Below are 25,882 nucleotides of genomic sequence, written 5' to 3' on the forward strand. Positions count from 1 at the left end.
TGATTACTCTTTGGGATGAGCCATATCAGCAGGTAGTGGTACGGGATCGCCAGCCACAATATCATTTGCCGCTTGTTGAGCATTGATACACTCAGAATGATTGCGATACTTAGCCGGGTTGTTGCTGCATTGAGTTAAGGTTTGCATCAAGATTTTCTGATGCTGTTTAAACCAAGCCACATCATGCCCTTGGTTTTGTTGGCTATGGTGATTGCTTATTTTTGAACAGCCAGTCATGACACAAAGCAGGCTTGAAATTAATAGGATATTGATAAGTTTCATGCAGAGTCCTCATTGTAGGTTTAATGGGTTCTGCCGTCCTTGGTGGGTTAGTTCCAATTCACATTAATCGGGTGTAATTCACCAGCCGATTCAATCGCCATTTGAGTGATACGTTGCTGTGCTAATGCATCACTGGCTTGTGCTTGCGCTTTCATTAGCTGTAACTTGGCTTGCTCATTGGCAAGCATGGCGTTTTCCGCTTGAATACGGGCTTGTAAATCTTGAATGTCTTTTTGTTTTGGTGCTTGAGTGATCTTGTTGATAAGCCTAGTCAGTTGGTCGTATCTAACTTGAGTTTCTTGTAGCGATAATTGGGTTTGTCCTAACCAACGTCCACGATAGCGGTTGATGTCATCAAATAAGCTTGCACTGTCACCGCCCAGCTTGAGCCATTCACTATTATGTAAGCCTTGTTGTTTGAGAGTAAGGTTGGGATCGACTTTGACCGCCACATCGTAAACAGAATCAATGGCATCGCTCATTCTAGTAATACCGTTGATGCTATTGAGCTGACGCTTAGCGGTATCAAGCTGTTGCTTTAGCGTGTCGATTTCTTCCAGTAAGTGACGAATCTCAATGATTTTTTGATGCAAGTTGGCAATATCAATCACAGGAAACGCCAAGCAAGGTAATGACAGTAAAAACGTCGTCAACAGCAATAACCGTTTCATATTTCACCTCGCTGCTCATGCAAGGCGTTAAAGTATTCAGGTAGCCAGTCTTTGGGAGTGCTGCCAGCGGTTTCCACAATCCGATACATCAGGTTCACTTTGTCTGTAGTACCTGAGATCACCGCCAGTTCATCATCAAAGCCGTTTAAGTCTAATTTAGCGACAATACTTTCATGGCCTTGTTTGATGATGAATTGGCGGGAGTTGGGTTGCAGCTCAGTACTGATAAGCTCAAATTCACGTTCGGTAAGATGCAAGCCATCGATATAATCATCACGTCGAGCTTTGGGATTGGGCATTAAAATCAAAGTGGCGCATTGCTCAATCAAGGTATGAGCTATGGGTGAATTAAGAACGTCCTTAACTGACTGAGTGCCATAGACCATAATGCCATTTTGTTTGCGAATGACTTTTTGCCTGTTTTGGGCTAAATCTTCAAAGTATTCATCAGCCAATAGCTTCCAAAATTCATCCATAAAAATTTGCAGCTTGCGACCATCTATCAGCTTTTCGATGCGATAAAACAGATACATCACGATGGGAGTACGGATTTCTTCAATATCTAAAAACTCTGTGACATCAAAGCCGAACAAGGTTTGATTTTTAATGGATAGTTCATCGACTTCGTTATCCAAAACCCAGGATAGTTCACCACCATGACACCACTTTTGCAGCCTTAAGCTGCAACCATTTGGGTCAACGGGATCAAGAAATTCCAAACAGCGACTTAAACGGCGCTGCGGCTTAGGTAAGCTCATTACACCTTTAACTGCATCGGCCAAATCTTGTTGATGTTGATGATCTAAGTCACTTCCACAAAGTTTGGCGACTAATGAGGTGATAAACAGAATATTGTCAGCTGTAGGTTCAAGCTGAAACGGATTAAAGCCTGTGGGTTTACCCATTTGTAAAGGGAGATATAACCCTTGAGTGGCACGAACGTAGATCTCTAATCCACGGTCTTTATCAAAGATGATTTGCGTTGGTTGATACTTTTTGCTTTGAGAAATCAAAAAGCCTTGCAGTACCGTTTTACCAGAGCCAGAAGCACCAATGATTAAGGTGTTACCTAAAGCGTGATGCTCATCCTTGAGCTTGTCATCCTTACCCGTTTCACGATTTACATGAGCCTGAAGGACTTGGTTATGCGTATTAGACTCATGGAAATTCTGCTCGTGGAAATTGAAAAAATAGGGCGCGCCAGAAGCTGTTTGCAATACCGTTACCGCATCCCCCCATTGATTGCCGTAAACTTGACCTGATGGATAGCTATGAAAACTGCAAAATCCGGCAAAATTACGAGACGATATTCGAGCCGGGCGAGGACGATAGCGACTGTTTGCTGGAAGCTGTGAGTAAAACGCTGACTGAATCGATAAATCATCTCGGGTGAGAATAATGGCTTGGTCGGCCAGCTCAGATTTTAGTGCCGATAAATGTTTATCAAGTGCTTCTGTCGTGTCAGTCAATACGGTTAACACCAGATGATGTTCACCGTAAACCATGCGTCCAGCGGTTAAATCATCAAGACCAATATCAATGCCCTCCACTTGAGAGTGGGCAAAGTCACCAGTAGCTGTCAGCCTTTTTTGTTGGCGTAATAAAATCTCAGTAGCTACAGGTTTCGATAAAAACTGAAAGCTTTGGGTTAACACCAACTCAAAGGGTGCCGATAAAAGCGCATTAAGCAAACCCGCTTCGGTGTGTTCTGGGTACTCCTTAATACTCAAACACGCCCCAAAACGGGTTTGCGTAATGCCTTTCAGGGCAAAGGTATTATCAGAAAACAGTGGTCTGACTCTAGGTAATGACTTTGAAATATCTTTGGTGCTGATGGCTCTGGCTTGCCACTCACCATTGGTCAGGTAATCTAAAAGCGTGAGTAATTCGCTGTAGAACACTTTCCCTTTCACTTTTCCTTTATTGATAATATCCTTGGAACGGATGCCTAACCGCTTTGGCTGATAACTTTCCAGTGATGATAAAACCGTATTAACAACGTCATTCAACGCTGATATCGCTTGCTTTTGTTCGGCAAGTAACTTTTCAACCGAGGGCGATTTTACTTGTAACTTTGTTTTAAGTGTCACATTGGCATCACGGTAAATGACTGTTAGATATAGCTCATTGACCATCAACTGACTTTGGCAGATTTTGTCGATATATTTCTGATTTAACTGCTTATCGAAATCGGCTTTAAACTCGCCTTTTGGAACAATCTTGGATTCACGACGAATAAGGTGCGTCCATAAACACACATGAGGACAGGCGATATTTCGTAGCATCAAATTGAATTGCTCTTTCCAGAGGTTTACTTGCTCAGGATCAGCCGATTCATGCGGCACACCTTGCAGCTTGATGATCTGCAAATAATCACTGCTATGGGTTTTAAGCGTGTGTTCGTCTACATGCGCTTGGTATGGAATAAACTCATCAACAGAGTTTTCTCGCTGCCACTCCTTAGTGATCTTTTCGATGGCTATTGCACTCATAACATGCGCTCCTTATTGCGAGTATTAACAACAGGGCTGGCACTGGCATAACCCAAGCATCGCCAGCATACAGATTTAGCCTTGGTGTTCATCCAGAGCTTGAGCAAACGAAACATCATAGGATCACGCAAGCACAGCGAGTACATCAGCGCATGTAAAGGAAAATACAGCAGTAAAACAAAGGGATTTTTAGTGGCTATCATCAACACGGTTACTAAAGCCGCTGCAATGATAATGCCATCCAAAGTCACGCCCCATTTCATCGCAGGACGAGTGACAGCCACAAATAAGGGGTCACGGAAATCTGTAGAGGACATAATGACTGTCCTCTATTTCACAGCAGAAATGATCAGGTCAACAATGGTTGAGCCACCAAAGACCAGCACTATCCCCGCAATATACTTACCGCAAGTCTCACCAGTAATGCGGCCAAACCATGCCAAATAACCCAAAATGGCAATACCAATAATGGCTGCACTACGAGCAATACCATTGGTAAGCAACTGCATCACCCAATCGACACCTTCAGAAATGGGATCAGCAAAAGCAAGTTCGGGAACCAGCAGTAAAATGGAAATCAAAAAAAGATGGGCGACCAGCGCCCGAGATCTGCTTGATTGAATCGAATTAGTAGCAGTGATGTTGAGTGAATTTACTTTCATTTTTTACTCCAAATATGCGCCCAAATGAGAGCTAGAGTTGCTTTTGAAAGACACTTCACGTCCTTAAGAGTATCCAGAACAACTAGAATTTTCTGGAGATACTCACATTGAAAAATAATCCTGTAAACTGCTAAAAAGTTATGCTTAATTAAAGGTTATGTTTTATCTGTTGATGTTTAGGAATATTCAGGAATATGCAACTTTTTTAAGATCTATAGCCTCATTTACTATCAGGCATGCCTTATTTTAGGTACTCAGCAAATAAAATAACCAGCAACCTCTTGGGGACGATATGAGAACAGCATTTAAGTTGCGTAAACAATTACCCTTCAAAGAATCATGTTGGGGTAATGTTAGTCACCAATAGCCAAAAACAAAATTAACTGTCTGATAAGAAATGATTTCCTAGATTACCCCAAAGGGTGATTTTGAGTAATCTAAAAAGTAATCATATTGATTTATATAGAAAAATATTTCGGCCGTAGTCACCTAAATCGATGGTAACAAGATTACCTCTTAGTCATCTTTTTAGTTACCTGTAATAAATTAATAAAAAACTTATTTTACATATAGTTGTGTTCATAAAACGAATTGAGTTACCAAAATTACCCTAAAGGCGGCCACTTATACATTATCTGAAATAGGAAGAGACAGCCCAATAGCCTTTTTGAATAAGGGTGAACTGGGAACCGCAAAATAAAGGTCAGTTTTATCTTTTGAATGATACTTTCACTTTTTCAACAACAGGCGGGTTTATTGCAAGAACGATTAAAAGTTACCATGATTCTTGTAAACTCATGTGTACATTAGTGTGTACATAAAACATGATTGCTTACAAACCTATAAAAATACCCCATTACAATCAAAGGCATAAGCAAACAACGCACAACATAATACTTTGATTCATGGTCACTACTGCTTAAGCATTTGCTTTCGTAATTGTAATAATACAGGTTCTATTTGTGGCTTCACATTACGCCAACGCGTAAAGCTTTCGGCCGCTTGCCCAACCAACATGCCCAAACCATCAGCACTCTGTGTTATTCCTCGTTGTTCAACCCATTCGATAAATGCTGTTTTCTCTGAGCCATAGAACATATCGTAGGCTTTTATCTGTGCATGAATGAATTCATTTGAAATGTACGGCACTTTTCCTTCTACACCTGAAGAGGTGGCATTTATCAAGATGTCGCAATCAGTATCAGCAGACAGATCATCGAGTCCCATTCCTTTCACGTTTGGCTCATTGATCTCAGAGGCTAAATCTGTCGCTTTGACCTTAGTTCGATTTGCGATCACTATCCGATTCACTTTTTTATCCAATAACGGATAAATACAACCTCGAACCGCACCACCAGCGCCTAAAATGACAATGCTCTTTTTAGCAATGTCACCAAACTGTCTTTCTAAATCAGCGACTAAGCCTAAACCATCGGTATTGTCGCCAATCAAATTACCATTCTCGTCCAGCCATAATGTGTTTACTGCTTTAGCCAATTGCGCCGAAGCTGAGCATTGATTACATAGTACAAAAGCTTGCTCTTTAAAAGGCACGGTCACATTCGCACCTTTTCCACCTTGCTCGAAAAATATGGTTACCGCATCTTCAAAACCATCCACGGGAGCGAGCAATTTTTCATAACTCAACTCTTGCCCTGTTTGCTTAGCAAATTGTTGATGAATAAAGGGTGATTTACTGTGTTTTATGGGATTACCAAATACGGCGTATCTATCAATCATTAAGGTTTCCGATATAATTCAGCCAATTTTTGATTTTATCTAACTTTAACATGAAGTGGTTGAATAAACTTTTTAAAAGAAATGATGGTATGCATGAACGTGATCCTAAGCAATCCAATGCTTACGATATGATTGGCGGCGATGAAACCATCAAGGCGATTGCTGAGCATTTTTATCACTATATGGCAACGAACCCCAATGTCCGTCCACTTCGTGATATTCACCCTCAATCTTTGCAGGATTCAGAACAAAAATTATATGAATTTCTGAGTGGCTGGTTGGGTGGACCACAACTGTTTCAACAGCGTCATGGTAACCCAGCGCTCAGGGCAAGGCATATGCCATTTTCGATTGATGAGTCGATGCGAGATCAATGGTTAGAATGTATGGGGTATGCGTTAGGGAAAAGTTTGAAATCACCTGAGCATCAAAAAGTGATCTTTCAGGCGATTTCAACATTAGCTGATCATATGAGGAATCAGCCTAACCAGTCTTGAGGTTTTAGATACGTCTCGTACAACTCGGCTTCAGGTGTTCCTGCTTCTGGCTCATAGCAATATTGCCAACGTACCAGTGGCGGCATCGACATTAGAATGGATTCAGTTCGCCCACCAGTTTGTAATCCAAACAAGGTACCACGATCATAGACTAAGTTGAATTCGACATAGCGACCACGGCGATAGAGCTGGAATTCACGTTCACGCTCACCATATTCCGTCTCTTTGCGACGTTCGACTATCGGGGCATACGCTTTGATAAAGCTCTCACCTACCGCTTGCATAAAGGCAAAACTCTTGTCGAATCCCCATGCATTGAGATCATCAAAGAACAAACCGCCAACACCTCGCGTCTCTTTACGGTGTGGAAGATAGAAATAGTCGTCACACCATTTCTTATATTTTGGATAAACATCATCACCAAACGGTATACATAAGTCTTTTGCGGTTTGATGCCACTCAATCACATCTTCTTTAAATGGATAATAAGGCGTTAAGTCAAAACCACCGCCAAACCACCACACCGGATCGGCACCTTCTTTTTCAGCGATAAAAAAGCGAACATTGGCGTGAGTTGTTGGAATATAAGGGTTCATTGGGTGGATCACCAAAGACACGCCCATAGCTTCAAAGCTACGGCCTGCTAATTCTGGACGATGAGCCGTGGCTGATGCTGGCATTTGTGCGCCAGTCACATGAGAAAAATTCACGCCCGCTTGCTCGAATACGTTACCAGCGGTTAATACTCGGCTTTGACCGCCACCACCTTCTTCACGCTGCCATTGATCATGTTGAAATTCAGCTTCACCATCTAAACGCTCCAGTTCTTGGCAAATATTATTTTGTAATTGCAGTAAAAACGCTTTTACTTCGTTAGCATTTGCTTTTCCCATTAACTTGCGATTCCTTATCGTAAAACTTGCCCAGTTCGGGCATCAATGATGGTAGAGGGCTGTTTACGCCCGCCTAATTCGCCTTCAATCAAGGCATCAATTTGCTCTGAAAATTGCGCTTCAATTTCATCACCACTCATGGCAGGCGGCTCCCCTGCAATATTGGCACTGGTTGAAACCAGAGGTTTACCCAAACTATTACAAAGTTCAATCACTGTTGGGTGAGCTGAAATACGAATCGCAATGGTATCAAACTGCCCTTTTAATTTGGTACTCACGCTCTGTTTTGCTGGCATGATTTGAGTCACAGCACCAGGCCAATGAGACTTGATGGTATTGATTTGCTCATCGGTTAACTGGGAAAAATCGACATAATCGGCCAATTGTTCAAAACGACTGGCGACAATGATCAATCCCTTTTCCCAAGGTCTTTGTTTAATTGTCAGTAAACGTTCGATACTACCGACATTATCAGGATCGCAACCTAGCCCATAAACACCTTCGGTGGGATAAGCAATGATCCCACCAGCATTTATCAACTCGCTTACTTGTGTAGGATGCAAATGACGCATCTAAGATACCTTTTAAAGTTGTTGTTTAAATTTGCAGGCTTTTTGTGGGCATTCCAATCGCACTCCAGATGCAGAGTGACGGCTAACTAAAATACCAAATCCACAATCTGGGCAGGCTTGCGCCACGGGTTTATGGTTTACCAAAAATTTGCATTTAGGGTAGGCATTACAGGCATAGAAATTCTTGCCAAAACGATTGGTGCGATGTTCCAGTTGCCCCTGATGACATTGTGGGCAAGCGATGACACCGTCATCATCTTCATGATCTGGCCGCTCAATGTGATGACATTCCGGATAATGAGTACAGCCAATGAAAATACCAAATCGACCCGATTTTACTGCCAGCTCATGGCCACACTCAGAACATTCTGAACCTTCAATCACTTGTGATGCTATGGCTTCGTGTTGAACCAGCGGCCGTGTATATTGACATTGTGGGTAATTATTACAGCCTAAAAAACTGCCGTGTTGACTGTGTTTAACCGATAGCTCTGAGCCACACTCAGGGCAAATTTCATACTCTTTCTCAAGCGCATGCTCGTGAATCGAAAACAATTGTGGATCAATTTTATTAGACATAAATATCCATTACCCTTTAGCTTAAGTGCCATTTTATCGCATCCGTCCCTATGCGCCAACTGACACAATGCTTCACTTTCAACCCGCAATGGAATATTGTATACAAAAGTAAAGAGTGGAGGCACACTGTGATAATACGGACATCCCTGCTTAAAGGTATAGTGATTGGGCTCTTGGCTGTTACAGCATGTAGCCCTTCACCCAAAGTCGCTGAGCTAGCTTTAGCTACTCCTGAAATCCAACAAGTGTTGATTTCGTCTCCAAAGGATTTATTCCGGTTCGATAACCAGCTACTCACAACCGCGACCTTTGATAAAGCCGTTAACAGCCTTGCGCCTACCACTCAAATCAATGACATCAATCAGCTGTTGTATTTTCTAAGAGCCTACAGCTATTTTGGCGATATTAAAGCCCTCACGGCGGAGCAGAAACACTCTCTGTCAAAGCAACTACAAAGACTCACCACGGTTTCAGAGTTAAAACAAAATCCACGCTTTCAAGAGCAGTTTGCCGTCACACTGTACCGTTATTTTGATAAAGACGATGCTGCAGAATCACTGCAACCTTTACTCAAACCTTTAAAAAGCCAGTTGCTTGCACTTTCTACAGCGCCCATCAGCCAAGCAACGGATTATGCCCTGTGGGAAACCTTGCGTGCCTACGGTTTTTTACTTAACCAAGCCAAAAAACAACCTGATGGCGCTTTGGCAAAGACCTTGATAAAACAACGCGTGCACTTGCCACTCATCAGCTTTGCCAAACACACAAACAGCATTCGTCAACAGAGCGATTGGCCAAAACAGAACGCTTATTGGGCATTAGCATTATATCGCTTAACCTTGCCGGCTTCTGATACGGATAAACCCACCAAACAAGAACAAGAAATTGATGATGCGGTGGCCAGCATTGCTGATGCTGATATTAAGCAGCGTAATGAGCAAGCCAAAGACGCCTATACCCTTGGTTACCACATTAATACCTTCGCACTTCGTCAAGCTTGCATAGACAACGAAAATCGATGCCGTATTCCTGATGAGTCAACACTCTTGCCGTTAACCCATTCTTGCTCTGCTACTATTATCATTCGTCATCAAGATCTAACGTCAGAGCAGTTAACTGAGTCTTGCCAACGGCTTACCTCACAAGAAAGCGATTTCCATCAAATGCTTGATTCGCAAAAACAACCCACTGCCAATGATCACAATACCACCCTTGAAGTAGTGGTGTTTAAAAATTGGAGCCAATACCACATTGGCGGTCAATTATTATTTGATATCAACACAGATAATGGCGGTATGTATTTAGAAGGAACACCACAAAAACCGGGGAATCAAGCTCGCTTTTTGGCCTTTCGCCAATGGTGGGTTGAACCTGAATTTTCAGTTTGGAACCTAAACCATGAATATGTGCATTATCTTGATGGTCGCTTTGTGAAATACGGTGAATTTGGTCATTTCCCAAGCCACATGGTGTGGTGGGCAGAGGGGCTAGCGGAATATATCTCGAAAGGAAATGACAATCCTAAGGCATTAAAAGTAGCCACTGAAACAAATGAAGAGCGCCCGACTCTCAAAACCATTTTTGCTACCGAATATGGTGATGGACTAAAGCGCACTTATCAATGGAGCTATTTAGCTATCCGCTATCTTTCAGAGCATCACCCTCAAGAAATGGTAAATCTAAGCCAAGCACTGAAAGCCGATATTTTTGTAGATTATCAAGCGAAGCTAACAGAACTAGAAAACCACAATGAAGCCTTTCAAGCTTGGCTAACTGCATTATTGAAAGCCGATACTCAAGCAGAGGAAAACAAAAAACCTAAGGTAAATAAACTCAATCGTTATAGTTATCGTGATTACCTAAATCCAAGCCATTTTGTAGCGGATAAGATGCATAGGCATTATTAAGATCAAAAAAGGAAGCGATTTGCTTCCTTTCTTTTTATACGCTTCAACATTATGAATGTAAACGCCCATCAGGCTGTTCAAAAATCAAGTCTTCCATTTGTTCGTAGGCGGATTGGTGACCCGGTGCATTGAACAGTACCATTAAGATCACCCACTTTAAGTCTTCCAAACCAAGATAACTGTCTTCTAACTCCATGACTCGATCAATCACCATTTCACGCGTTTCGACATTTAGCACCTTGATTTGCTCTAAAAACATTAGAAAGCCACGGCTTTCCACGTCCAGCTTATCCATTTCCTCTTCGGTATAAATACGAAAAGATTGTGGGTTATGAGTGCGAAGATAAGAGCCCTCCTTAGTCTGTAAATCCGCTAATCGCTCTAACCAATCTAAAGCTTTGATGATTTCTGATTGATGAAAACCGGCACGAGTTAATTCTTTCGTTAACTCGTCTTCATCCACTAACAGTTCGGTATCTCCTTGGACATAGTTCTCGAAAAGGTACATTAATATGTCGAACATCAGGCTTAACTCCTCTTCAGTTTGACGTAACCACCAGGTACCGTTGCCACCCAACCTTGTAGTTCAAGTTCAAGTAATTGCTCCAGCACCAGATCGATCGCAATTCCACTATGTTCGACAATGACATCAATTGTCGTTGTCTCATAGCCTACACTAGCCAAGAGTGACGAAAATGGCAAATCGGGTTGTGCTTCTTTTCCTATATGGTGTTGTTTTTTTGACTCTTCAAGGTGGTGACTGAAAATATTTGGTAACTCTTGCAAAATGTCGTCCACACAGCAGGTCAGCTTTGCCCCTTGTTGGATCAAGTCATGACACCCTTGACTTTGATGGCTCAAAATACTGCCAGGCAACGCGAATACATCTCGCCCTTGTTCCATGGCCATTCTTGCAGTAATCAAAGACCCACTTCGGCGCGAGGCTTCTACCACTAGGGTTCCTAAACTTAGACCGCTAATAATACGATTTCGTTTCGGAAAATTTCCAGCATAAGGACGAGTATCTGGCCAATACTCACTGATAATGCAGCCTTGTGTTTGAATTTCTTGATATAAACTACGGTGACGTTTGGGATAAATTTCATCAACGCCCGTTCCTAATACCGCTAGTGTTTTATAGTTGCTTTCCGTTCTAGCGGCTAGGGCTCCACTGTGAGCCGCGCCATCAATGCCCGCCGCCAAGCCGCTGGTTACCATTATTCCAGCTTCAACCAACTGTTTGGCAAATTCATAGCTGTGCTTTAATCCGGCTGGAGTTGCATCTCGACTCCCCACCATCGCCAAGGATGGTAATGCTAATGCCATAGGATCGCCTTTAACAAACAGCAAGGTAGGAGGATCAGCGATTTCACGAAGTAGCGATGGATAATCATCATCGTCAAGACAAATAATATAGTGTTCAGCTGAGACTTCCAGCCAAGTTAACGCAGAATCAACTTTAGCAGGATTAAATGTTAAAGAAGTAAGACTTTGAACTGAACGCGGTAAGTCACTAGGGCGATGTTCAATCGCCCAGCGCAGCTCAGATAAGGATAAATGCTTTAGTAATTGTTGAACCCGAGTTGGCCCTAACCCAGATACGGCACTAACAACTAGCCAATCGGCCAGTGTCGATGCCGTCATTCTCTGGCTATGGCTCCTGATGTTGGCGTCATGATTTTATCGCCGACACGTACTGGACGGTCGTCTAATAAGATCAAGCCAAAACTGACGTTTTCGAACACCTTAAACACCATCAATTTTCCACGAAACGTATCAGGTACAGTGACGGCATTATCAGCTGATAAACTCGCCATCATATCGTCGTAAGCACTACGGTCTTCGGTCTGGATGGGTTGACCATCAGCATCGATTACAATCTCGTCTCCATCACGGAATATATCAAAAACTTGGCCAGGATGAATTCCTGCCTGTTGGCCGCGATCCAGATACACGACATTCAACTGCCCAGCTTCTCGTTGATGATTGGCAATCGCTAGCACTCTTGTGGTGGCGTTTGTTGTTCCTGGAGATGGCATGTAATAAGCCGACATCATGGCTTCTTCATCAACAGGCAGAGCATAAAAACCCGCTCTGGTTTCACGCAAGCTATTTAGAATTTTTAATTTGGAAACCTTGCCGGACTCAATCACACGACCACTGCCAGTCAACACCAACTCTTTACCTAAGTCTTCACCATGTGCTTTAAGTTCTCGTCCTGGCTCATATAAGGCAAGCTTTTGACCAACTTTAAGCGGCTGATCAATGTAAATCACATCATTGAGCATATGGAAACGAGATTCTCGCTCACCACCGACGACCATAGCTTTGCCCTCAAGCCATTGATCCGTTTCAACTCGGTTTTGCACAATATAAGGTTGAATAACCCCAAGATCGATCATCGGAATAGCATTATTTTTAGAAATAATTCGACCATGTGGTGACAGCTTTTTATGCGGTTTTTTCACCAATCTAGGTTTACCGTTAATAAAAACTAAGGTCAAAATATCGCCAGGGTAGATAAGATGAGGATTGCTGACTTGTGGGTTAGCCCCCCATAATTCAGGCCAACGCCATGGATCCTGTAAATAAAAACTGGATATATCCCAGAGGGTATCGCCTTTTTTAACTACATAGGTTTGTGGGCGATCTTGCTTTAGTGCCAAAGTATCGGCTATCGCAACACTGGATATCATTGCGAACACAATTACGAATATGCGTATCATTTAACAGTCCATTTTATTGTTACAGGTTTCCCCAACTGAAGTTCGTTCGGGTACTCCTCTAAGCCATTCCTTAGCTTATTATGCCGTTCTACCACTTGATCATAAAGACTTATTCATCTTCAACAATGGTATTCGCCATAACAAAGGATTAAAATTACCCAATACTTGATTCAAAAGTCAGTATAACCAACTGATTAAGATTTAACAGAGTTAGAGGACATCTATGGCACTATTATCCGTTTTGCGTTTCCCAGATGAGCATTTGCGTACTATCGCAAAACCCGTTACTGAATTTGATGACAAACTACAGACTCAAATTGAAGACATGCTTGAGACCATGTATGAAGAAAAAGGCATTGGCCTTGCTGCTACTCAGGTTGACTATCATCAACGCTTAATTGTCATGGATCTGCAAGATGAAGTAGAGCGCCCAAATGTATTCATTAATCCTGAGATTGTTGAATCCAGCGGTCATTTTGAAAACGAAGAAGGCTGTTTATCTGTTCCTGGCATATACGCCAAAGTTGAACGCGCCGAAAACGTGACCGTAAAAGCCCTTGATCGTGATGGTAAAGAATTTACTGTCGAAGCTGATGGTTTGTTTGCTATCTGTTTGCAACATGAAATGGATCACCTTGTTGGCAAGCTGTTTGTGGATTATTTATCACCACTAAAACGCAACCGCATTAAGCAAAAGTTGGAAAAAGAAGCGCGTCTCGCTGCGAAAAACGCCTAAGGTACTACTTTGAAACCATTAAACATTATTTTTGCCGGTACGCCGGATTTTGCCGCTCGACATTTACAAGCCTTGATTGACTCTCATCATAATGTGATAGGCGTTTATACCCAACCAGATCGTCCAGCAGGTCGTGGAAAAAAACTCCAAGCTAGCCCAGTCAAGCAACTCGCTGAAGAGCATGACATTAGTGTTTATCAACCTAAAAGCTTACGAGCCGAAGATGCACAACAAGAGCTAGCCTCCCTCAACACTGATATCATGGTGGTAGTGGCCTATGGCTTGATCTTGCCACAAGTGGTACTGGATACCCCACGCTTGGGTTGCATTAATGTTCATGGTTCGATTTTGCCACGTTGGCGTGGTGCCGCTCCGATCCAGCGTTCAATTTGGGCAGGTGATGCAGAAACGGGCGTTACCATTATGCAAATGGATATCGGTCTGGATACCGGTGATATGCTGCTAAAAACTAAGCTGCCGATTTTAGCTGAAGATACCAGTGCCACTTTATATGAAAAGCTAGCTGAGCAAGGGCCTCAAGCTCTACTCGCGGCTCTAGATGGGCTGGCAGCAGGCACTTTGCAAGCTGAAAAGCAAGATGATGCACTCGCTAACTACGCTGAAAAGCTATCAAAAGAAGAAGCAAAAATCGATTGGAGCAAATCAGCCCAACAGTTATGGCAAGAAGTGCGTGCTTTTAACCCTTGGCCGGTCAGTCATTTTTCACACCGTGATCAGACCATCAAAGTTTGGGAAGCTGATGTTCAACATACCGCACATAACGCCAAAATTGGTAGCGTTGTTTCAGCGGACAAGCAAGGCATTGCTATTGCCACCGCCGAAGGCATACTCATTTTAAAAACCATTCAATTACCAAACAAAAAGCCAATGTCTACGGCCGATGTGCTCAATGGTAAAGCCGATTGGTTCCAAGTAGGGCAGTTAATTGGTCATAGTGAGGCATAACCATGAATGTAAGAGCCCTCGCAGCTAAAGCCTTATACGCAGTCCTTGAGCAAGGTATTTCCTTATCCGTTGCTCTGCCAGAGCAACAAAAAAAACTGACTAACGGCAAAGATAAAGGTCTATTAGCCGAGCTTTGTTATGGTGTACTTCGTGTGCTGCCGCAACTGGATAAACGTGTCAGTGACTGTTTAAACAAGCCGTTTAAGAATAAACAACGAGTGTTGCATCAATTATTGTTGGTTGGCTGTTATCAGTTGTATTTTACCCGCATCCCTGAACACGCGGCGATTTCTGAAACCGCCGAAGCTTGCCGCCAACTTAAATTTGATGGCTTAGTTAAAGTCATCAATGGGGTACTTAGAAATATTCAACGTAACAAAGCTGAACTCAGTACCGATAACACTGTATTAGAGTTCAATACTCCCAACTGGCTCATCAAGCGCTTACAGCAAGCCTATCCAGATACTTGGCAACGTATCATTGAGCACTGCCACCAGCGCCCTCCTATGTGGCTGCGTAATAATCAAATATCACAAACTCGTGAGCAGTATCTTCAATCTTTGACCGATGCCGGCATCTCAGCGTCAAAAGGCAATAGCAAAGACTCAATCTTACTTGAGCAAGCAACAGATGTGATGCAGCTACCAAACTTTGTTCAAGGTGCTGTTTCTGTTCAAGATGCTGCGGCACAATGGGCAGCTTGGTTACTTGAGCCAAAAGATAATGAATTAATCTTAGATGCGTGTGCAGCTCCCGGTGGTAAAACCTGCCATATTTTAGAGCAAGCCCCAAGAGCGCAAGTGGTCGCAGTTGATTTTGATGACAAACGCTTAGACCGCGTTAACGAAAACTTATCGCGTCTCAACTTATCAGCACGCACGATTCACGGTGATGCTGCGAATATTGATGAGTGGTGGCATGGAGACAAGTTTGACCGTATCTTATTAGATGCACCATGCTCAGCAACAGGTGTTATTCGTCGTCATCCTGATATCAAATGGTTGAGACAGTCAAAAGATATTGAAGAGCTTGCCAAACTTCAAGCGCAGATCCTAGACCACTGTTGGCAATGGCTAAAACCGGGTGGTACTTTGTTGTACGCCACTTGCTCGATTTTGCCTGAAGAAAATTGTCAGCAAATAGCAGCATTTCTTGCTCGAACATCTGATGCTAAGCTTGAAGGGTTGGAAGAGCAAAATAACCCCGACACAATCGGCTGGCAAATTACACCTGGTGAATCAAATATGGACGGGTTTTATTACGCTCGTTTAAAAAAACAATAGGTATAGGGACAGGCCATGAAAATTATCATTTTAGGTGCAGGTCAAGTTGGCGGCACACTGGCAGAAAATCTGGTAGGTGAAAACAATGACATTACCCTTGTCGATAATGATAAAATTCGCCTTCGCTCTTTACAGGATAAATTTGATCTCCGTGTCGTCCATGGGCATGGGGCACACCCTGAGGTTTTGAAAGAAGCCGGTGCCGAAGATGCCGATATGCTGATTGCGGTCACCAACAGCGATGAATGTAACATGTCGGCTTGTCAAATTGCTTACACGCTCTACGGCACGCCCACCAAAATTGCACGTATTCGCTCTCAGCAATACCTAACCCTCAGCAATAAACTGTTTATCGATAGTGAGCGCAAAAACTCGGACAACCGATTCCGTGGTGGTTTTGTTATCGATGAACTTATCGCCCCCGAGCAATTAGTCACCTCTTACATTCATCGACTAGTTGAATACCCGGGTGCACTGCAAGTACTTGAGTTTGCCGAAGGTCATTTAAGTTTAGTAGCCATTAAAGCCTATTATGGCGGTCCGCTTGTAGGGAATGCTCTTTCTACGCTGCGCGAACACATGCCGAATATTGATACCCGTGTCGCAGCCATTTTCCGTCAAGGTCAGCCGATCATGCCTCAAGGCACCACTATCATCGAAGCGGATGATGAAGTGTTTTTTGTAGCTGATAGCCGCCATGTTCGTGCGGTGATGAGTGAAATGCAAAAGCTCGATAATTCTTATCGCAATATCATGATTGCCGGTGGCGGTAACATTGGCTTAGGACTCGCTAAAAAACTTGAACAAGACCATGCTGTTAAGCTTTTAGAATCAAGGCCAGAGCGTGCAGAAGCGCTATCGGAATTATTAGAAAACACCACGGTATTTTGTGGTGATGCCGCCGATCAAGAACTCTTGCTTGAAGAGCACATTGATCAAACCGATGTGTTTATCGCGGTCACCAATGATGACGAAGCCAACATCATGTCGGCTCTACTAGCAAAACGAATGGGGGCCAAAAAAGTGATGGTGCTTATTCAACGAGAAGCCTATGTCGACCTAGTGCAAGAAGCCAACATCGATATTGCGATTTCACCCCAGCAAGCCACGATTTCTGCTTTGCTCACGCATATACGCCAAGGTGATATTTGTAACGTATATTCACTACGCAGAGGCGCAGCCGAAGCCATTGAGGCCATTGCCCATGGTGACGCCAATACCTCTAAAGTGGTAGGCAAAGCCATTGGTGACATCAAAATGCCACCAGGCACGACCATAGGTGCGATTGTACGAGAGCAGGAAGTATTAATGGCGCATGATAAGACAGTGATAGAGCAAGGGGATCATGTGGTGCTGTTTTTGGTTAACAAGAAATTCATTGGTGAAGTGGAGAAATTATTCCAACCTAGCGCGTTCTTTTTCTAGAGGTTAGCGTATGCTGTTACTACACTTAATTGCATCTTATCGAACGTTTTTGGTTATATGATCAATTTTCGTCCTGTTGTTTTCACGCTTGGCACTTTTCTTTCAATGCTGTCGGGGTTTATGCTTATCCCCCTCAGTTTTTCTTTAATTTATGCCGAAGACACCAGCATCGCCTTTATTCAAGCTACAGTGCTGACCAGCATTGCTGCCAGTATTTGTATTCATCAAGGGCAAAAATCTCGTATCCACCTCAATATTCGTGAAATGTTCATTCTCACCAGTATCACTTGGTTTGTGGTCAGCCTGTTTGCCGCCTTACCTTTTACCTTTTACCACGGCATTACTTATTCTGATGCTTTTTTTGAAACCATGTCAGGGGTGACCACCACAGGCTCCACGGTATTATCTGGCTTAGACGACATGGCCCACAGCATCTTGATATGGCGATCGTTACTGCAATGGCTTGGTGGTATTGGTTTTATCGTGATGGCGGTGGCGGTACTGCCATTTTTAAACGTCGGTGGCATGCGTTTGTTTCGTACCGAATCTTCAGATTGGAGCGATAAAAGCACACCTCGAACTCAAGACATGGCTAAAAACCTGTTTTTTATCTATATCCTATTAAGCCTTGCTTGCGCTCTAAGTTATCATCTTGCAGGCATGACATGGTTTGAAGCCATTAACCACGCCATGACTACCATTTCCACCGGAGGCTATTCAACCTCAGATCAGTCCATGTCTCACTTTTCCCATTCAGCACAGTGGATCAGCACCTTATTTATGCTGGCTGGCGGACTACCTTTGATCATCTTCGTGCAATGCATTGCCCTGCGCACACTATTGGTTTGGAAAGATGCTCAAGTTGTCGGGTTTGTGAAATTTTTAGCTTTCGTTTCAATTGTATTAGCCGTTTGGTATTGGTTTACCCATGATGGCACTCACCCGCTCGATGCCCTCAGACTGGCTGCCTTTAATGTGGTCTCGGTGGTCACTACCACAGGATATGGGCTTACAGATTATGGGGCTTGGGGGGCATTTTCTTTTATAATATTTTTATTTTTAATGTCGGTGGGCAGTTGCTCCGGCTCTACTTCCGGCGGAATAAAAATTTTTCGTTTTCAAATCGCGTTTGCCATTATGCGAGAGCAATTAAAAGTACAGTTTCACCCCAATGGTGTCTTTACCGAAAAATACAATAATCGCAGTATTCAGCCGGATATTGTGCGCTCTTTAGTGACCTTTATGCTGCTGTATGCGGCAGTGGTAATAGTCATAACCATTATCTTGGTGTTAACCCATTTAGATCCTATGACCAGTTTAACCGCAGCGCTCACTGCCGTGGCCAATGTTGGCCCCGGATTAGGAGACATTATTGGTCCATCAGGTAATTTCTCTAGTTTGAGTGATACGGCAAAGTGGGTATTGTCGATTGGAATGTTACTGGGTCGGTTAGAAATTATAACCGTGGCTGTAATAATACACCCCAAATTTTGGAAGTTTTAATGGCTTGTCACCTTGATATTGCACGAGTTGTTTTAGATGTCTTTCACATTTCTGAGTAAGCTCTTCGATTTTTTTGGCCTGCTCCTCTGCTTTTTTAGCCCCGACATTAGTGCACTTAGCTCGATGAATACCACTTTCCAGTTTTAAGTATTCTATTAATGTTTCCTTAACAGTTCTTTTAAACATAGGATGATTTAAGCTGTTATAAACTCGCCATACATCACTGACAATCCATTTGGGTGGACTTTTATTTTCGGTACCTTCTCTAAGATGGAAAACATCAAAGCGAAGTTGCTCATCAAACATAGGCATCACACTCATAAGTTTTCCATTAAAATTAATAAGTAATCCTTTAAAATCTTCACCCAAACTAGTGCCATATCTCTCAACTTCTTTGCAAGTAGGAGGTCTAAGCCCATATTCAGCGATATGTCGAAAGCACTGTTCTTGTACAGAATTTAATTGAACTGAATTGGATGCCATATGTTACCGCGCTCGATTCGCTTAAAGCGCCCAGACTAAATAAAAGCTAATAATGAGTCACATTAATCCTTGTTAATCCTCCCATGTCGTAAAACCATTCCCATTCACTGCATAAATTAAGTTTAATCAACGACTGAGGCACTCTGCGGTATATTTACTCGCACAGGAAACGGTAAAAAGGAGCTAATAACTCAAAGGCAAGAGGTAACCATGTTTGGGCTAACCCATGTAATTCACTACGGCTATAACTTACTTTGGGGTTATCCACCAGCTGAAGTAGAACTTGAGCAAGAACCTGTAAACGAAGAATTTCTTTCAATCACATCTACAGAATCCAGAGATGAAATAAAACAACTTCGCCTATCACCTATACAAGATATTCCTTGTCTACAGGTCGAGTTTCAATCTACACACCGGCTTAACGGTCAACTTCATCAGTTTTATGCTCGAGCAACTGAGTTAGATGCTAAGTTTGCAACGCTTTACAGCAGTGTTACTGAACAAAGGCCAACGACCTCTCAACAAAGTGAGGCAGAGTTTCTGTATTTAGAATATTACTGGTTGCTCAGACATTATCACCACTATGTATCCCAAAGCCCCATCGAACAAGAATTCTTACAACACACTTCAGCCCCCACCAGAGCATCAAATTATAGCTATGCCATGATGCATATTTTAACAATGAATCAATGCCTTAAGGGTATGGAGATAATATTTAACGACTTCATGTTGTTAAACGATGCATACCGTGGCGTTTGCAAAGGCAGACTGCCAATGGCTGTCCGCTCCATTCCTGATACTTTATTGAGTAAAGAACTCAGTGATGACAGCTTAGATTCTTTTATTGAACTGAAAATCACCTTATTTAGGCAAGGGATTGAGCTCACTGAGAAATATCAAGATTCGAAAGGGTTTACTAATCTGTGTAAAAGTTTCGCTCAATTTATGGCAAATACAGGAAGATTAATTCAAGAAGCTGCGCAACAAGATTTGGTTTTCACTGACAATAATTTAGAAACCTCAAGGCAAGCTTTAAAGGAGTTTCCATTTCTTGAACGCATCCATCGTGAAATGTTAACGGCGTTTTTTTTAAGAAGCGATAAAAATGAACGACAATATCAATATTTAATTGATTGTTTACGCTTTTCGCAATACTTGATTGCACCAGCGAAGATGGTACCGCTACTGCTTCTACTTGAACAGGCACACGGTCTTCCGGATGAGGAACAACTGATATCGATCATCAATTTACTCACTTTTTTCCTTGAACGCTCACTGCCTATAAATATGCCAGTCCAGATGCTGTTTATGTCTCCGCATGTAGAAACCTTAGTGTATATGATGACCAATCACGATAGTTGGTTGCAGCAAACCCTAACAAAAGAAGCTTTTTTTAGACAGAGAACAAAAGCAAAAGCAGCATCTGCCCTCGCCTATAAAATTCTAGATGTTCACTTTAGCCATCGAGCCCCCCAAATTTTTACACCTAAGGTAACAGAGCCTTCTTCTAAAGCATCGTCACCTGAGCCAACAACGCCAACAATGCCAACAATGCCAACAATGCCAACAATGCCAACAATGCCAACAATGCCAACAATGCCAACAAATTGTGCTCAGCAAAAGCCAAATCAGAAGATAGATCAATGCTTAGGGCTGGCACTTTCCATACCAGTAATGGCCAGCTTCCGTACTCCATTAAAAAGATTCCGAGTTTCTTGCAAATCCTACCAAGACTTAAATACTTTGTACTGGCAAGCCAAGCCAAAAGTTGCTCAACTCGAGCACCAATTACATACGAAACCAAACGAAAGCATCTCGGACGAGATGCTTGAAAGTGTGGAGCTAATCTATTCTCGTTATCAAGCTCTATTAACAAAAACACCAGATCAAAAACAATTTTTAGGGCACACGTCACCACAAATTAAATTAGATTCAGACATCACTGATAAAATGAATGAAGTCCTTTCAAACCTTAAACGAAATCACCACAAACTTCAGGAGCTCTGCTATTTCTATAAGCGCACCCAATATAAAACCTACCAGCACATCCCAAAATTAGAAAGCTTGTACCGCAACCTTGCGACCGCAAAATCTGTCGAGGTTTACCAACAACAGATTGCAGAGATAGCAAAAGAAATACGAGAAATTCAGGTGCAACGATTGGATAGTATCATTCATTTTCTTTCGCGGGTCGCAAATGTTAAGGAGGAAGAGAATAGTAGAGGAAAACAATCAGAACTGATCATCGTCAGCATAAAAATGATGTGCGAACACTGGGAAACAGCCTTAGAAATATATTCTAAATGCCACTCGCATCCTTATGCTTCTAGCGTCATTTTATCTCCTCTCAAAAAATCAGTATTCAATGGGGCTTTCTCTGAAAATAGAGTATTGTTATCGGCGGCATTAATACCATCTGGCTTAAACATTCCCCCCGAACTACGACAACGATGGAATTGTATCAAGCTGATTGTTAGTTCAGAAGATTCGGTAGAAGCACTAACTCAATTAGACTCTTTTAATATTGATCTTCATACACCTAATTTCATGCTACAACTTCTGTTCAAAGAACTGACTCAAAGAGTCCATTACGAAGTAACAAAAATAGGCAGAACTAAGCGAGCTGCTAATTGCCTTATTTCAGTTGCTGTACTCAATAGCTTTAAAGATGGCTGGCTAAAATGCCATTGGTCTGAACTCGAATTCATACAAAAGGGATGTATCCCAGACGATCAAAATTTACTTTTACTTATCAAACAACATCAAGACGATATAACTCAGCAATGGGCTGAGGCAAAAGAACAATTAGCGCAACTACAAAAACGATGGTTACAACTGCTTGAACGAAAAAAGAAACCTAGAGTAGCGGATCAAAAAAAAGCCGCTCGCCCTTTAAAAGCACAACCTCAAAAAGTAATTCAACCCGTCGCTGAAACGCCTGCTCCAGTTCAATCAGAAATTGATAAGGTATTTGCTCCCATCGAATTGCTAGCAACAACTGATGTTAAAAAGGCCATTCAAGAGTTTCAGAAAATCTATGACTCATCTAAATCTAAACCAGACTATCAAGTGCGTGCGCAAATAGGCATTGCATTCGCTTCAGTTCGAGACGTCACCAAAGCACTCAACAAATTTAAATCCATATCAAAAGATGCCGCAGCATTTAAACGAGAACTAGAAAAAGCTATTGAAAGTAAATCTCATCGTTTTAGCGATGATCCACTCTACGATAGAATGATCGTACACTATGGCAAGTTGACTGAAATGTGTGAACAATTAAACAGAAGCGTCAATGCATTTCAACAACGATTAGCCAACTTCAATGCCATTTCAGCTCAGGTTTCAAGTGAAGATCAACAGAACCACGACATCGTCTGCGAAGCATTAATAGAATGCACTGATAGAATACACTCCGTTGAAGAAACATTATCACTTCTCGGTGACTGTATTGAGCTACGACGACAACACAATGCACTATTAGCCGATACCCGATTCAAACAAAATGTTGACCATGAGCACCGAGCCTTCGTTGGAGCCACATTTATGAGTGGTGGATATTCGGTGAAGAGCTCTCAAGCCGTCGTATTGAAAGCAATCGATGCCTTAGTAACGGCACAAAGCCGAGAGTTTGACGATGAGTTTGATGAGTAATACCTATTCGATCACTTTAGGTTTTGTTGAATCAATTGCTTTTTCTAAATGTTCGATTTTCTTAGGTAACCTGTCATAATGAAAAGCCATTCTCTTTTTTTCCGATGTTTTCTCATCTTTCTCGTCAATCGTTTGCTCCCTTAATGACTCATACCCTGCTTCATGCCCACTTTTCAGCTTCTCCAGTAAACTTATCTTTCGTTCGAAAAGATAAGCATTACTGTTTTTTTCAACTGTTTCTTTCGTTTTTTAAGGTGGGTGGAATAAGGCGCCTTCTGCCATTTCAGTAAAATAGTCATCTTGTTGTTGCATGTCTTTGTCTGTAGGACAATCTCTTACCGTAAAACGTTTATCCGATAAATCCAGTACATGTCCATCCATTTCTTGTTCATAACCGTAATAACTCATTTCGGCTAATTGTTGGCGTGAGGGAGAAGTTGTTGATATAGACATAAGGAAAATAAATCTTCATTATTTTCTTTAGCTTACTCAATTTTCATGAAGCTCTGCAGCTTGGTTTTAGGCTTTATTTTTGTATCTCATAACGCTAGGCAATATAGATTCAAGCTTAACGAAATCGTATTTTTTGAATCAAAAAAACGCAGCCTTAGGCTGCGTTTTTAAGGTGAATAGATAGAGCAGATTACATCATGCCGCCCATGCCACCCATTCCACCCATACCGCCACCCATGGCGCCCATGTCTGGAGCAGCTGCTTCTGATTCTTCTTCTCCTACCATGGCTTCGGTAGTGATCATTAGGCCTGCGATAGAAGCAGCATATTGTAGTGCGCTACGGGTTACTTTAGTTGGGTCAAGAATACCCATTTCTAGCATGTCACCGTAAGTGTCGTTGCCAGCGTTGTAACCATAGTTGCCAGTACCACCCTTCACAGTGTTAGCAACCACTGATGCTTCTTCACCTGCGTTGGTTGAAATTTGACGAAGTGGCGCTTCCATTGCACGTAGTGCCATAGCCACACCGTGCGCTTGATCTTCGTTTGCCACATCAACGTCAGCCACTTTAGAAGCCACACGGATCAGTGCTACACCACCGCCAGGAACTACGCCTTCTTCAACGGCTGCGCGAGTCGCGTGAAGGGCATCTTCAACACGCTCTTTTTTCTCTTTCATTTCAACTTCAGTGGCTGCGCCCACTTTGATCACTGCAACACCACCAGCCAATTTCGCCATGCGCTCTTGCAGTTTTTCTTTGTCGTAATCAGAAGTTGATTCTTCGATTTGTTGCTTGATTTGAGCAACGCGTGCTTGAATTTGTGCTTCTTCACCTGTGCCATCAATGATGGTTGTGGTGTCTTTCGTGATCACAACACGCTTAGCTGTACCTAAGTCTTCAAGTTGTGCTTTTTCAAGCTCCATGCCCACTTCTTCAGCGATCACCGTACCGCCCGTTAGGATAGCGATATCTTGTAGCATCGCTTTACGGCGGTCGCCGAAACCAGGCGCTTTAACCGCGGCAACTTTTACGATGCCACGCATGTTGTTTACTACAAGAGTCGCTAGTGCTTCGCCTTCAACATCTTCAGCGATGATAAGCAGTGGCTTACCGGTTTTTGCTAGACCTTCTAAGATAGGTAGTAGCTCACGGATGTTAGAAATCTTTTTGTCTACAAGCAGGATGTATGGGCTGTCTAACTCTACGCATCCAGTTTCTTGCTTGTTGATGAAGTAAGGTGATAGGTAACCACGGTCGAACTGCATACCTTCAACAACGTCAAGTTCGTTTTCTAGTGCTTGACCTTCTTCAACGGTGATCACGCCCTCTTTACCCACACGCTCCATCGCTTCAGCAATGATGGCACCGACAGTTTCATCAGAGTTAGCTGAAATCGTACCTACTTGAGCAATGGCTTTTGAGTCAGAACATTCTTGTGATAACTCTTTTAACTCAGCAACCGCCGCTTTAACCGCTTTGTCGATACCGCGCTTAAGATCCATTGGGTTCATGCCAGCCGCAACCGCTTTTAAACCTTCAGTTACGATTGCTTGCGCGAGTACAGTAGCGGTAGTGGTACCGTCACCTGCTGCATCGTTCGCTTTTGATGCAACTTCTTTTACCATTTGTGCGCCCATGTTTTCGAACTTATCTTTAAGCTCAATTTCTTTGGCTACAGTTACGCCATCTTTAGTGATCAGTGGCGCACCAAAACTTTTGTCTAAAACAACGTTACGACCTTTAGGGCCTAATGTAACTTTTACTGCATTTGCTAGTGTGTTCACGCCTTTAAGCATTTTGCCGCGAGCGTCATTACCAAATAGCACTTCTTTTGCTGCCATTGTTTTTATCCTCTAAATTCGATTTAAGTCTTTGAAGTTATTCTGAAACTACGGCTAGGATGTCTGACTCAGAAAGAATAAGCACTTCTTTGCCATCCATTTTTTCTTTTTTCACACCGTAGCCTTCGTTAAAGATCACAATGTCACCAACTTCAACATCTAAAGGTTGTACCGTTCCATTCTCAAGAATACGGCCTTTACCAATCGCCAGAACTTTACCGCGAGATGATTTTTCTGCAGCGCTTCCAGTCAACACGATACCGCCAGCCGACTTAGACTCTACTTCTAATGGCTCTATGATTACTCGATCATGTAATGGACGAAATTTCATCGATTAAATCTCCTAACGAATAACAGCCTTTTTTAAGGCGAAATTGAGGGTTTATTCTCGTTAAATACCAGCATCTTCGGATATCACGAGTATATATTGTGGGGAAAGCCCCTTGTGTAACAGGGATATATGGTTGCATTTGTGAGTTTCAAGGGAGTGAGCTAAAAAAATTCAATTTTTGTTAATG

Annotated in this window: 24 protein-coding genes; 8 read left to right on the forward strand and 16 right to left on the reverse strand. The window is 42.5% G+C overall.

All coding sequences use genetic code 11. The annotated features are described in order from the left end of the window. Positions 1-3: 3 nt before the first annotated feature. From D5018_RS04370 to aroE, 6 genes are all read right to left on the reverse strand, one after another. Positions 4-282, reverse strand: a complete 279-nt coding sequence (locus D5018_RS04370; RefSeq protein WP_121837787.1) for an EexN family lipoprotein — start codon at positions 280-282, stop codon at positions 4-6. A gap of 47 nt (positions 283-329) precedes the next feature. Beyond that, on the reverse strand, positions 330-953 hold the full coding sequence (locus tag D5018_RS04375) for a type IV secretion system protein (RefSeq protein WP_121837788.1): 624 nt from the start codon (positions 951-953) through the stop codon (positions 330-332). Continuing rightward, entirely contained in the window at positions 950-3,445 is a 2,496-nt protein-coding gene (locus D5018_RS04380) for a VirB4 family type IV secretion/conjugal transfer ATPase (protein ID WP_121837789.1), read from the reverse strand. Before D5018_RS04380 ends, D5018_RS04375 begins: the two co-directional genes overlap by 4 nt. Next, positions 3,442-3,762, reverse strand: a complete 321-nt coding sequence (locus tag D5018_RS04385; protein ID WP_121837790.1) for a VirB3 family type IV secretion system protein — start codon at positions 3,760-3,762, stop codon at positions 3,442-3,444. Before D5018_RS04385 ends, D5018_RS04380 begins: the two co-directional genes overlap by 4 nt. Positions 3,763-3,774: 12 nt before the next feature. After that, a complete protein-coding gene (locus D5018_RS04390) occupies positions 3,775-4,107 on the reverse strand; it encodes a TrbC/VirB2 family protein (RefSeq protein ID WP_121837791.1) in 333 nt (110 codons plus the stop codon). A gap of 912 nt (positions 4,108-5,019) precedes the next feature. Further along, a complete protein-coding gene (gene aroE, locus D5018_RS04395) occupies positions 5,020-5,847 on the reverse strand; it encodes a shikimate dehydrogenase (RefSeq protein ID WP_121837792.1) in 828 nt (275 codons plus the stop codon). A 50-nt stretch (positions 5,848-5,897) separates the two neighbouring features. Between aroE and D5018_RS04400 the strand changes: the two genes are divergently transcribed. After that, positions 5,898-6,344 carry a group II truncated hemoglobin gene (locus tag D5018_RS04400; RefSeq protein WP_121837854.1) on the forward strand — a complete coding sequence of 149 codons (447 nt, stop codon included), beginning with the start codon at positions 5,898-5,900 and terminating at the stop codon, positions 6,342-6,344. On the opposite strand, the gene hemF is transcribed toward D5018_RS04400, so the two are convergent. The 3 genes from hemF to D5018_RS04415 are packed head-to-tail and all read right to left on the reverse strand — an operon-like array spanning position 6,326 to position 8,388. Continuing rightward, positions 6,326-7,237 carry an oxygen-dependent coproporphyrinogen oxidase gene (hemF, locus tag D5018_RS04405; protein ID WP_121837793.1) on the reverse strand — a complete coding sequence of 304 codons (912 nt, stop codon included), beginning with the start codon at positions 7,235-7,237 and terminating at the stop codon, positions 6,326-6,328. The genes D5018_RS04400 and hemF overlap by 19 nt on opposite strands. A gap of 14 nt (positions 7,238-7,251) precedes the next feature. Further along, complete coding sequence (gene tsaC, locus D5018_RS04410) at positions 7,252-7,809, reverse strand: L-threonylcarbamoyladenylate synthase type 1 TsaC (RefSeq protein WP_121837794.1); 558 nt, start codon at positions 7,807-7,809, stop codon at positions 7,252-7,254. Between the two features lie 12 nt (positions 7,810-7,821). Then, a complete protein-coding gene (locus D5018_RS04415; RefSeq protein ID WP_121837795.1) occupies positions 7,822-8,388 on the reverse strand; it encodes a DNA topoisomerase family protein in 567 nt (188 codons plus the stop codon). Positions 8,389-8,516: 128 nt separating this feature from the next. Between D5018_RS04415 and D5018_RS04420 the strand changes: the two genes are divergently transcribed. Then, positions 8,517-10,295 carry a collagenase gene (locus D5018_RS04420; protein WP_243637381.1) on the forward strand — a complete coding sequence of 593 codons (1,779 nt, stop codon included), beginning with the start codon at positions 8,517-8,519 and terminating at the stop codon, positions 10,293-10,295. A 49-nt stretch (positions 10,296-10,344) separates the two neighbouring features. Here the strand turns inward: D5018_RS04420 and D5018_RS04425 are convergent, their stop codons facing one another. From D5018_RS04425 to D5018_RS04435, 3 genes are read right to left on the reverse strand one after another with little or no spacing between them, the layout of a single operon-like run. Continuing rightward, positions 10,345-10,818 carry a DUF494 family protein gene (locus D5018_RS04425; RefSeq protein ID WP_121837797.1) on the reverse strand — a complete coding sequence of 158 codons (474 nt, stop codon included), beginning with the start codon at positions 10,816-10,818 and terminating at the stop codon, positions 10,345-10,347. A gap of 5 nt (positions 10,819-10,823) precedes the next feature. Next, positions 10,824-11,939 (reverse strand): DNA-processing protein DprA, encoded by a 1,116-nt coding sequence (gene dprA, locus D5018_RS04430; RefSeq protein ID WP_121837798.1) that lies wholly within the window; start codon positions 11,937-11,939, stop codon positions 10,824-10,826. Next, on the reverse strand, positions 11,936-13,021 hold the full coding sequence (locus D5018_RS04435; RefSeq protein WP_165904996.1) for a LysM peptidoglycan-binding domain-containing protein: 1,086 nt from the start codon (positions 13,019-13,021) through the stop codon (positions 11,936-11,938). The genes dprA and D5018_RS04435 overlap by 4 nt, the downstream gene beginning before the upstream one ends. A gap of 223 nt (positions 13,022-13,244) precedes the next feature. Between D5018_RS04435 and def the strand changes: the two genes are divergently transcribed. Genes def through D5018_RS04460 form a run of 5 tightly spaced genes read left to right on the forward strand, consistent with a single transcriptional unit; the run spans position 13,245 to position 18,934 of the window. Continuing rightward, entirely contained in the window at positions 13,245-13,757 is a 513-nt protein-coding gene (gene def, locus D5018_RS04440) for a peptide deformylase (RefSeq protein WP_121837799.1), read from the forward strand. A 9-nt stretch (positions 13,758-13,766) separates the two neighbouring features. Beyond that, positions 13,767-14,723: a methionyl-tRNA formyltransferase gene (gene fmt, locus D5018_RS04445; RefSeq protein WP_121837800.1), complete on the forward strand. Its 957-nt coding sequence runs from the start codon at positions 13,767-13,769 to the stop codon at positions 14,721-14,723. 2 nt (positions 14,724-14,725) lie between these two features. After that, on the forward strand, positions 14,726-16,006 hold the full coding sequence (rsmB, locus tag D5018_RS04450; RefSeq protein ID WP_121837801.1) for a 16S rRNA (cytosine(967)-C(5))-methyltransferase RsmB: 1,281 nt from the start codon (positions 14,726-14,728) through the stop codon (positions 16,004-16,006). Positions 16,007-16,021: 15 nt separating this feature from the next. Continuing rightward, a complete protein-coding gene (trkA, locus tag D5018_RS04455) occupies positions 16,022-17,431 on the forward strand; it encodes a Trk system potassium transporter TrkA (protein WP_121837802.1) in 1,410 nt (469 codons plus the stop codon). Between the two features lie 57 nt (positions 17,432-17,488). Beyond that, the gene (locus D5018_RS04460) at positions 17,489-18,934 is read left to right on the forward strand and encodes a TrkH family potassium uptake protein (protein ID WP_121837803.1); all 1,446 of its coding nucleotides are present in this window, start codon (positions 17,489-17,491) and stop codon (positions 18,932-18,934) included. On the opposite strand, the gene D5018_RS04465 is transcribed toward D5018_RS04460, so the two are convergent. Further along, the gene (locus D5018_RS04465; protein ID WP_121837804.1) at positions 18,881-19,417 is read right to left on the reverse strand and encodes a hypothetical protein; all 537 of its coding nucleotides are present in this window, start codon (positions 19,415-19,417) and stop codon (positions 18,881-18,883) included. The genes D5018_RS04460 and D5018_RS04465 overlap by 54 nt on opposite strands. A gap of 210 nt (positions 19,418-19,627) precedes the next feature. Here D5018_RS04465 and D5018_RS21630 point away from each other — a divergent pair, with 210 nt between their 5' ends. Further along, positions 19,628-23,068: a hypothetical protein gene (locus D5018_RS21630; protein WP_165904993.1), complete on the forward strand. Its 3,441-nt coding sequence runs from the start codon at positions 19,628-19,630 to the stop codon at positions 23,066-23,068. 249 nt (positions 23,069-23,317) lie between these two features. On the opposite strand, the gene D5018_RS04485 is transcribed toward D5018_RS21630, so the two are convergent. From D5018_RS04485 to D5018_RS04495, 3 genes are all read right to left on the reverse strand, one after another. Next, a complete protein-coding gene (locus D5018_RS04485; RefSeq protein WP_121837808.1) occupies positions 23,318-23,521 on the reverse strand; it encodes a hypothetical protein in 204 nt (67 codons plus the stop codon). 190 nt (positions 23,522-23,711) lie between these two features. Further along, positions 23,712-25,364: a chaperonin GroEL gene (gene groL / locus D5018_RS04490; protein ID WP_121837809.1), complete on the reverse strand. Its 1,653-nt coding sequence runs from the start codon at positions 25,362-25,364 to the stop codon at positions 23,712-23,714. Between the two features lie 37 nt (positions 25,365-25,401). Next, the gene (locus D5018_RS04495; protein WP_121837810.1) at positions 25,402-25,695 is read right to left on the reverse strand and encodes a co-chaperone GroES; all 294 of its coding nucleotides are present in this window, start codon (positions 25,693-25,695) and stop codon (positions 25,402-25,404) included. Positions 25,696-25,882 lie beyond the last annotated feature (187 nt).

It is taken from the genome of Parashewanella curva (genome assembly GCF_003675895.1).
Classification (GTDB): Bacteria; Pseudomonadota; Gammaproteobacteria; order Enterobacterales; family Shewanellaceae; genus Parashewanella; species Parashewanella curva.

Bases quoted from the DNA above. Each gene is read 5' to 3' on its own strand.
- D5018_RS04370 (WP_121837787.1), bottom strand. From the start codon at position 282: ATGAAACTTATCAATATCCTATTAATTTCAAGCCTGCTTTGTGTCATG.
- D5018_RS04375 (WP_121837788.1), bottom strand. From the start codon at position 953: ATGAAACGGTTATTGCTGTTGACGACGTTTTTACTGTCATTACCTTGC.
- D5018_RS04380 (WP_121837789.1), bottom strand. From the start codon at position 3,445: ATGAGTGCAATAGCCATCGAAAAGATCACTAAGGAGTGGCAGCGAGAA.
- D5018_RS04385 (WP_121837790.1), bottom strand. From the start codon at position 3,762: ATGTCCTCTACAGATTTCCGTGACCCCTTATTTGTGGCTGTCACTCGT.
- D5018_RS04390 (WP_121837791.1), bottom strand. From the start codon at position 4,107: ATGAAAGTAAATTCACTCAACATCACTGCTACTAATTCGATTCAATCA.
- aroE (WP_121837792.1), bottom strand. From the start codon at position 5,847: ATGATTGATAGATACGCCGTATTTGGTAATCCCATAAAACACAGTAAA.
- D5018_RS04400 (WP_121837854.1), top strand. From the start codon at position 5,898: ATGAAGTGGTTGAATAAACTTTTTAAAAGAAATGATGGTATGCATGAA.
- hemF (WP_121837793.1), bottom strand. From the start codon at position 7,237: ATGGGAAAAGCAAATGCTAACGAAGTAAAAGCGTTTTTACTGCAATTA.
- tsaC (WP_121837794.1), bottom strand. From the start codon at position 7,809: ATGCGTCATTTGCATCCTACACAAGTAAGCGAGTTGATAAATGCTGGT.
- D5018_RS04415 (WP_121837795.1), bottom strand. From the start codon at position 8,388: ATGTCTAATAAAATTGATCCACAATTGTTTTCGATTCACGAGCATGCG.
- D5018_RS04425 (WP_121837797.1), bottom strand. From the start codon at position 10,818: ATGTTCGACATATTAATGTACCTTTTCGAGAACTATGTCCAAGGAGAT.
- dprA (WP_121837798.1), bottom strand. From the start codon at position 11,939: ATGACGGCATCGACACTGGCCGATTGGCTAGTTGTTAGTGCCGTATCT.
- D5018_RS04435 (WP_165904996.1), bottom strand. From the start codon at position 13,021: ATGATACGCATATTCGTAATTGTGTTCGCAATGATATCCAGTGTTGCG.
- def (WP_121837799.1), top strand. From the start codon at position 13,245: ATGGCACTATTATCCGTTTTGCGTTTCCCAGATGAGCATTTGCGTACT.
- rsmB (WP_121837801.1), top strand. From the start codon at position 14,726: ATGAATGTAAGAGCCCTCGCAGCTAAAGCCTTATACGCAGTCCTTGAG.
- trkA (WP_121837802.1), top strand. From the start codon at position 16,022: ATGAAAATTATCATTTTAGGTGCAGGTCAAGTTGGCGGCACACTGGCA.
- D5018_RS04460 (WP_121837803.1), top strand. From the start codon at position 17,489: ATGATCAATTTTCGTCCTGTTGTTTTCACGCTTGGCACTTTTCTTTCA.
- D5018_RS04465 (WP_121837804.1), bottom strand. From the start codon at position 19,417: ATGGCATCCAATTCAGTTCAATTAAATTCTGTACAAGAACAGTGCTTT.
- D5018_RS21630 (WP_165904993.1), top strand. From the start codon at position 19,628: ATGTTTGGGCTAACCCATGTAATTCACTACGGCTATAACTTACTTTGG.
- D5018_RS04485 (WP_121837808.1), bottom strand. From the start codon at position 23,521: ATGTCTATATCAACAACTTCTCCCTCACGCCAACAATTAGCCGAAATG.
- groL (WP_121837809.1), bottom strand. From the start codon at position 25,364: ATGGCAGCAAAAGAAGTGCTATTTGGTAATGACGCTCGCGGCAAAATG.
- D5018_RS04495 (WP_121837810.1), bottom strand. From the start codon at position 25,695: ATGAAATTTCGTCCATTACATGATCGAGTAATCATAGAGCCATTAGAA.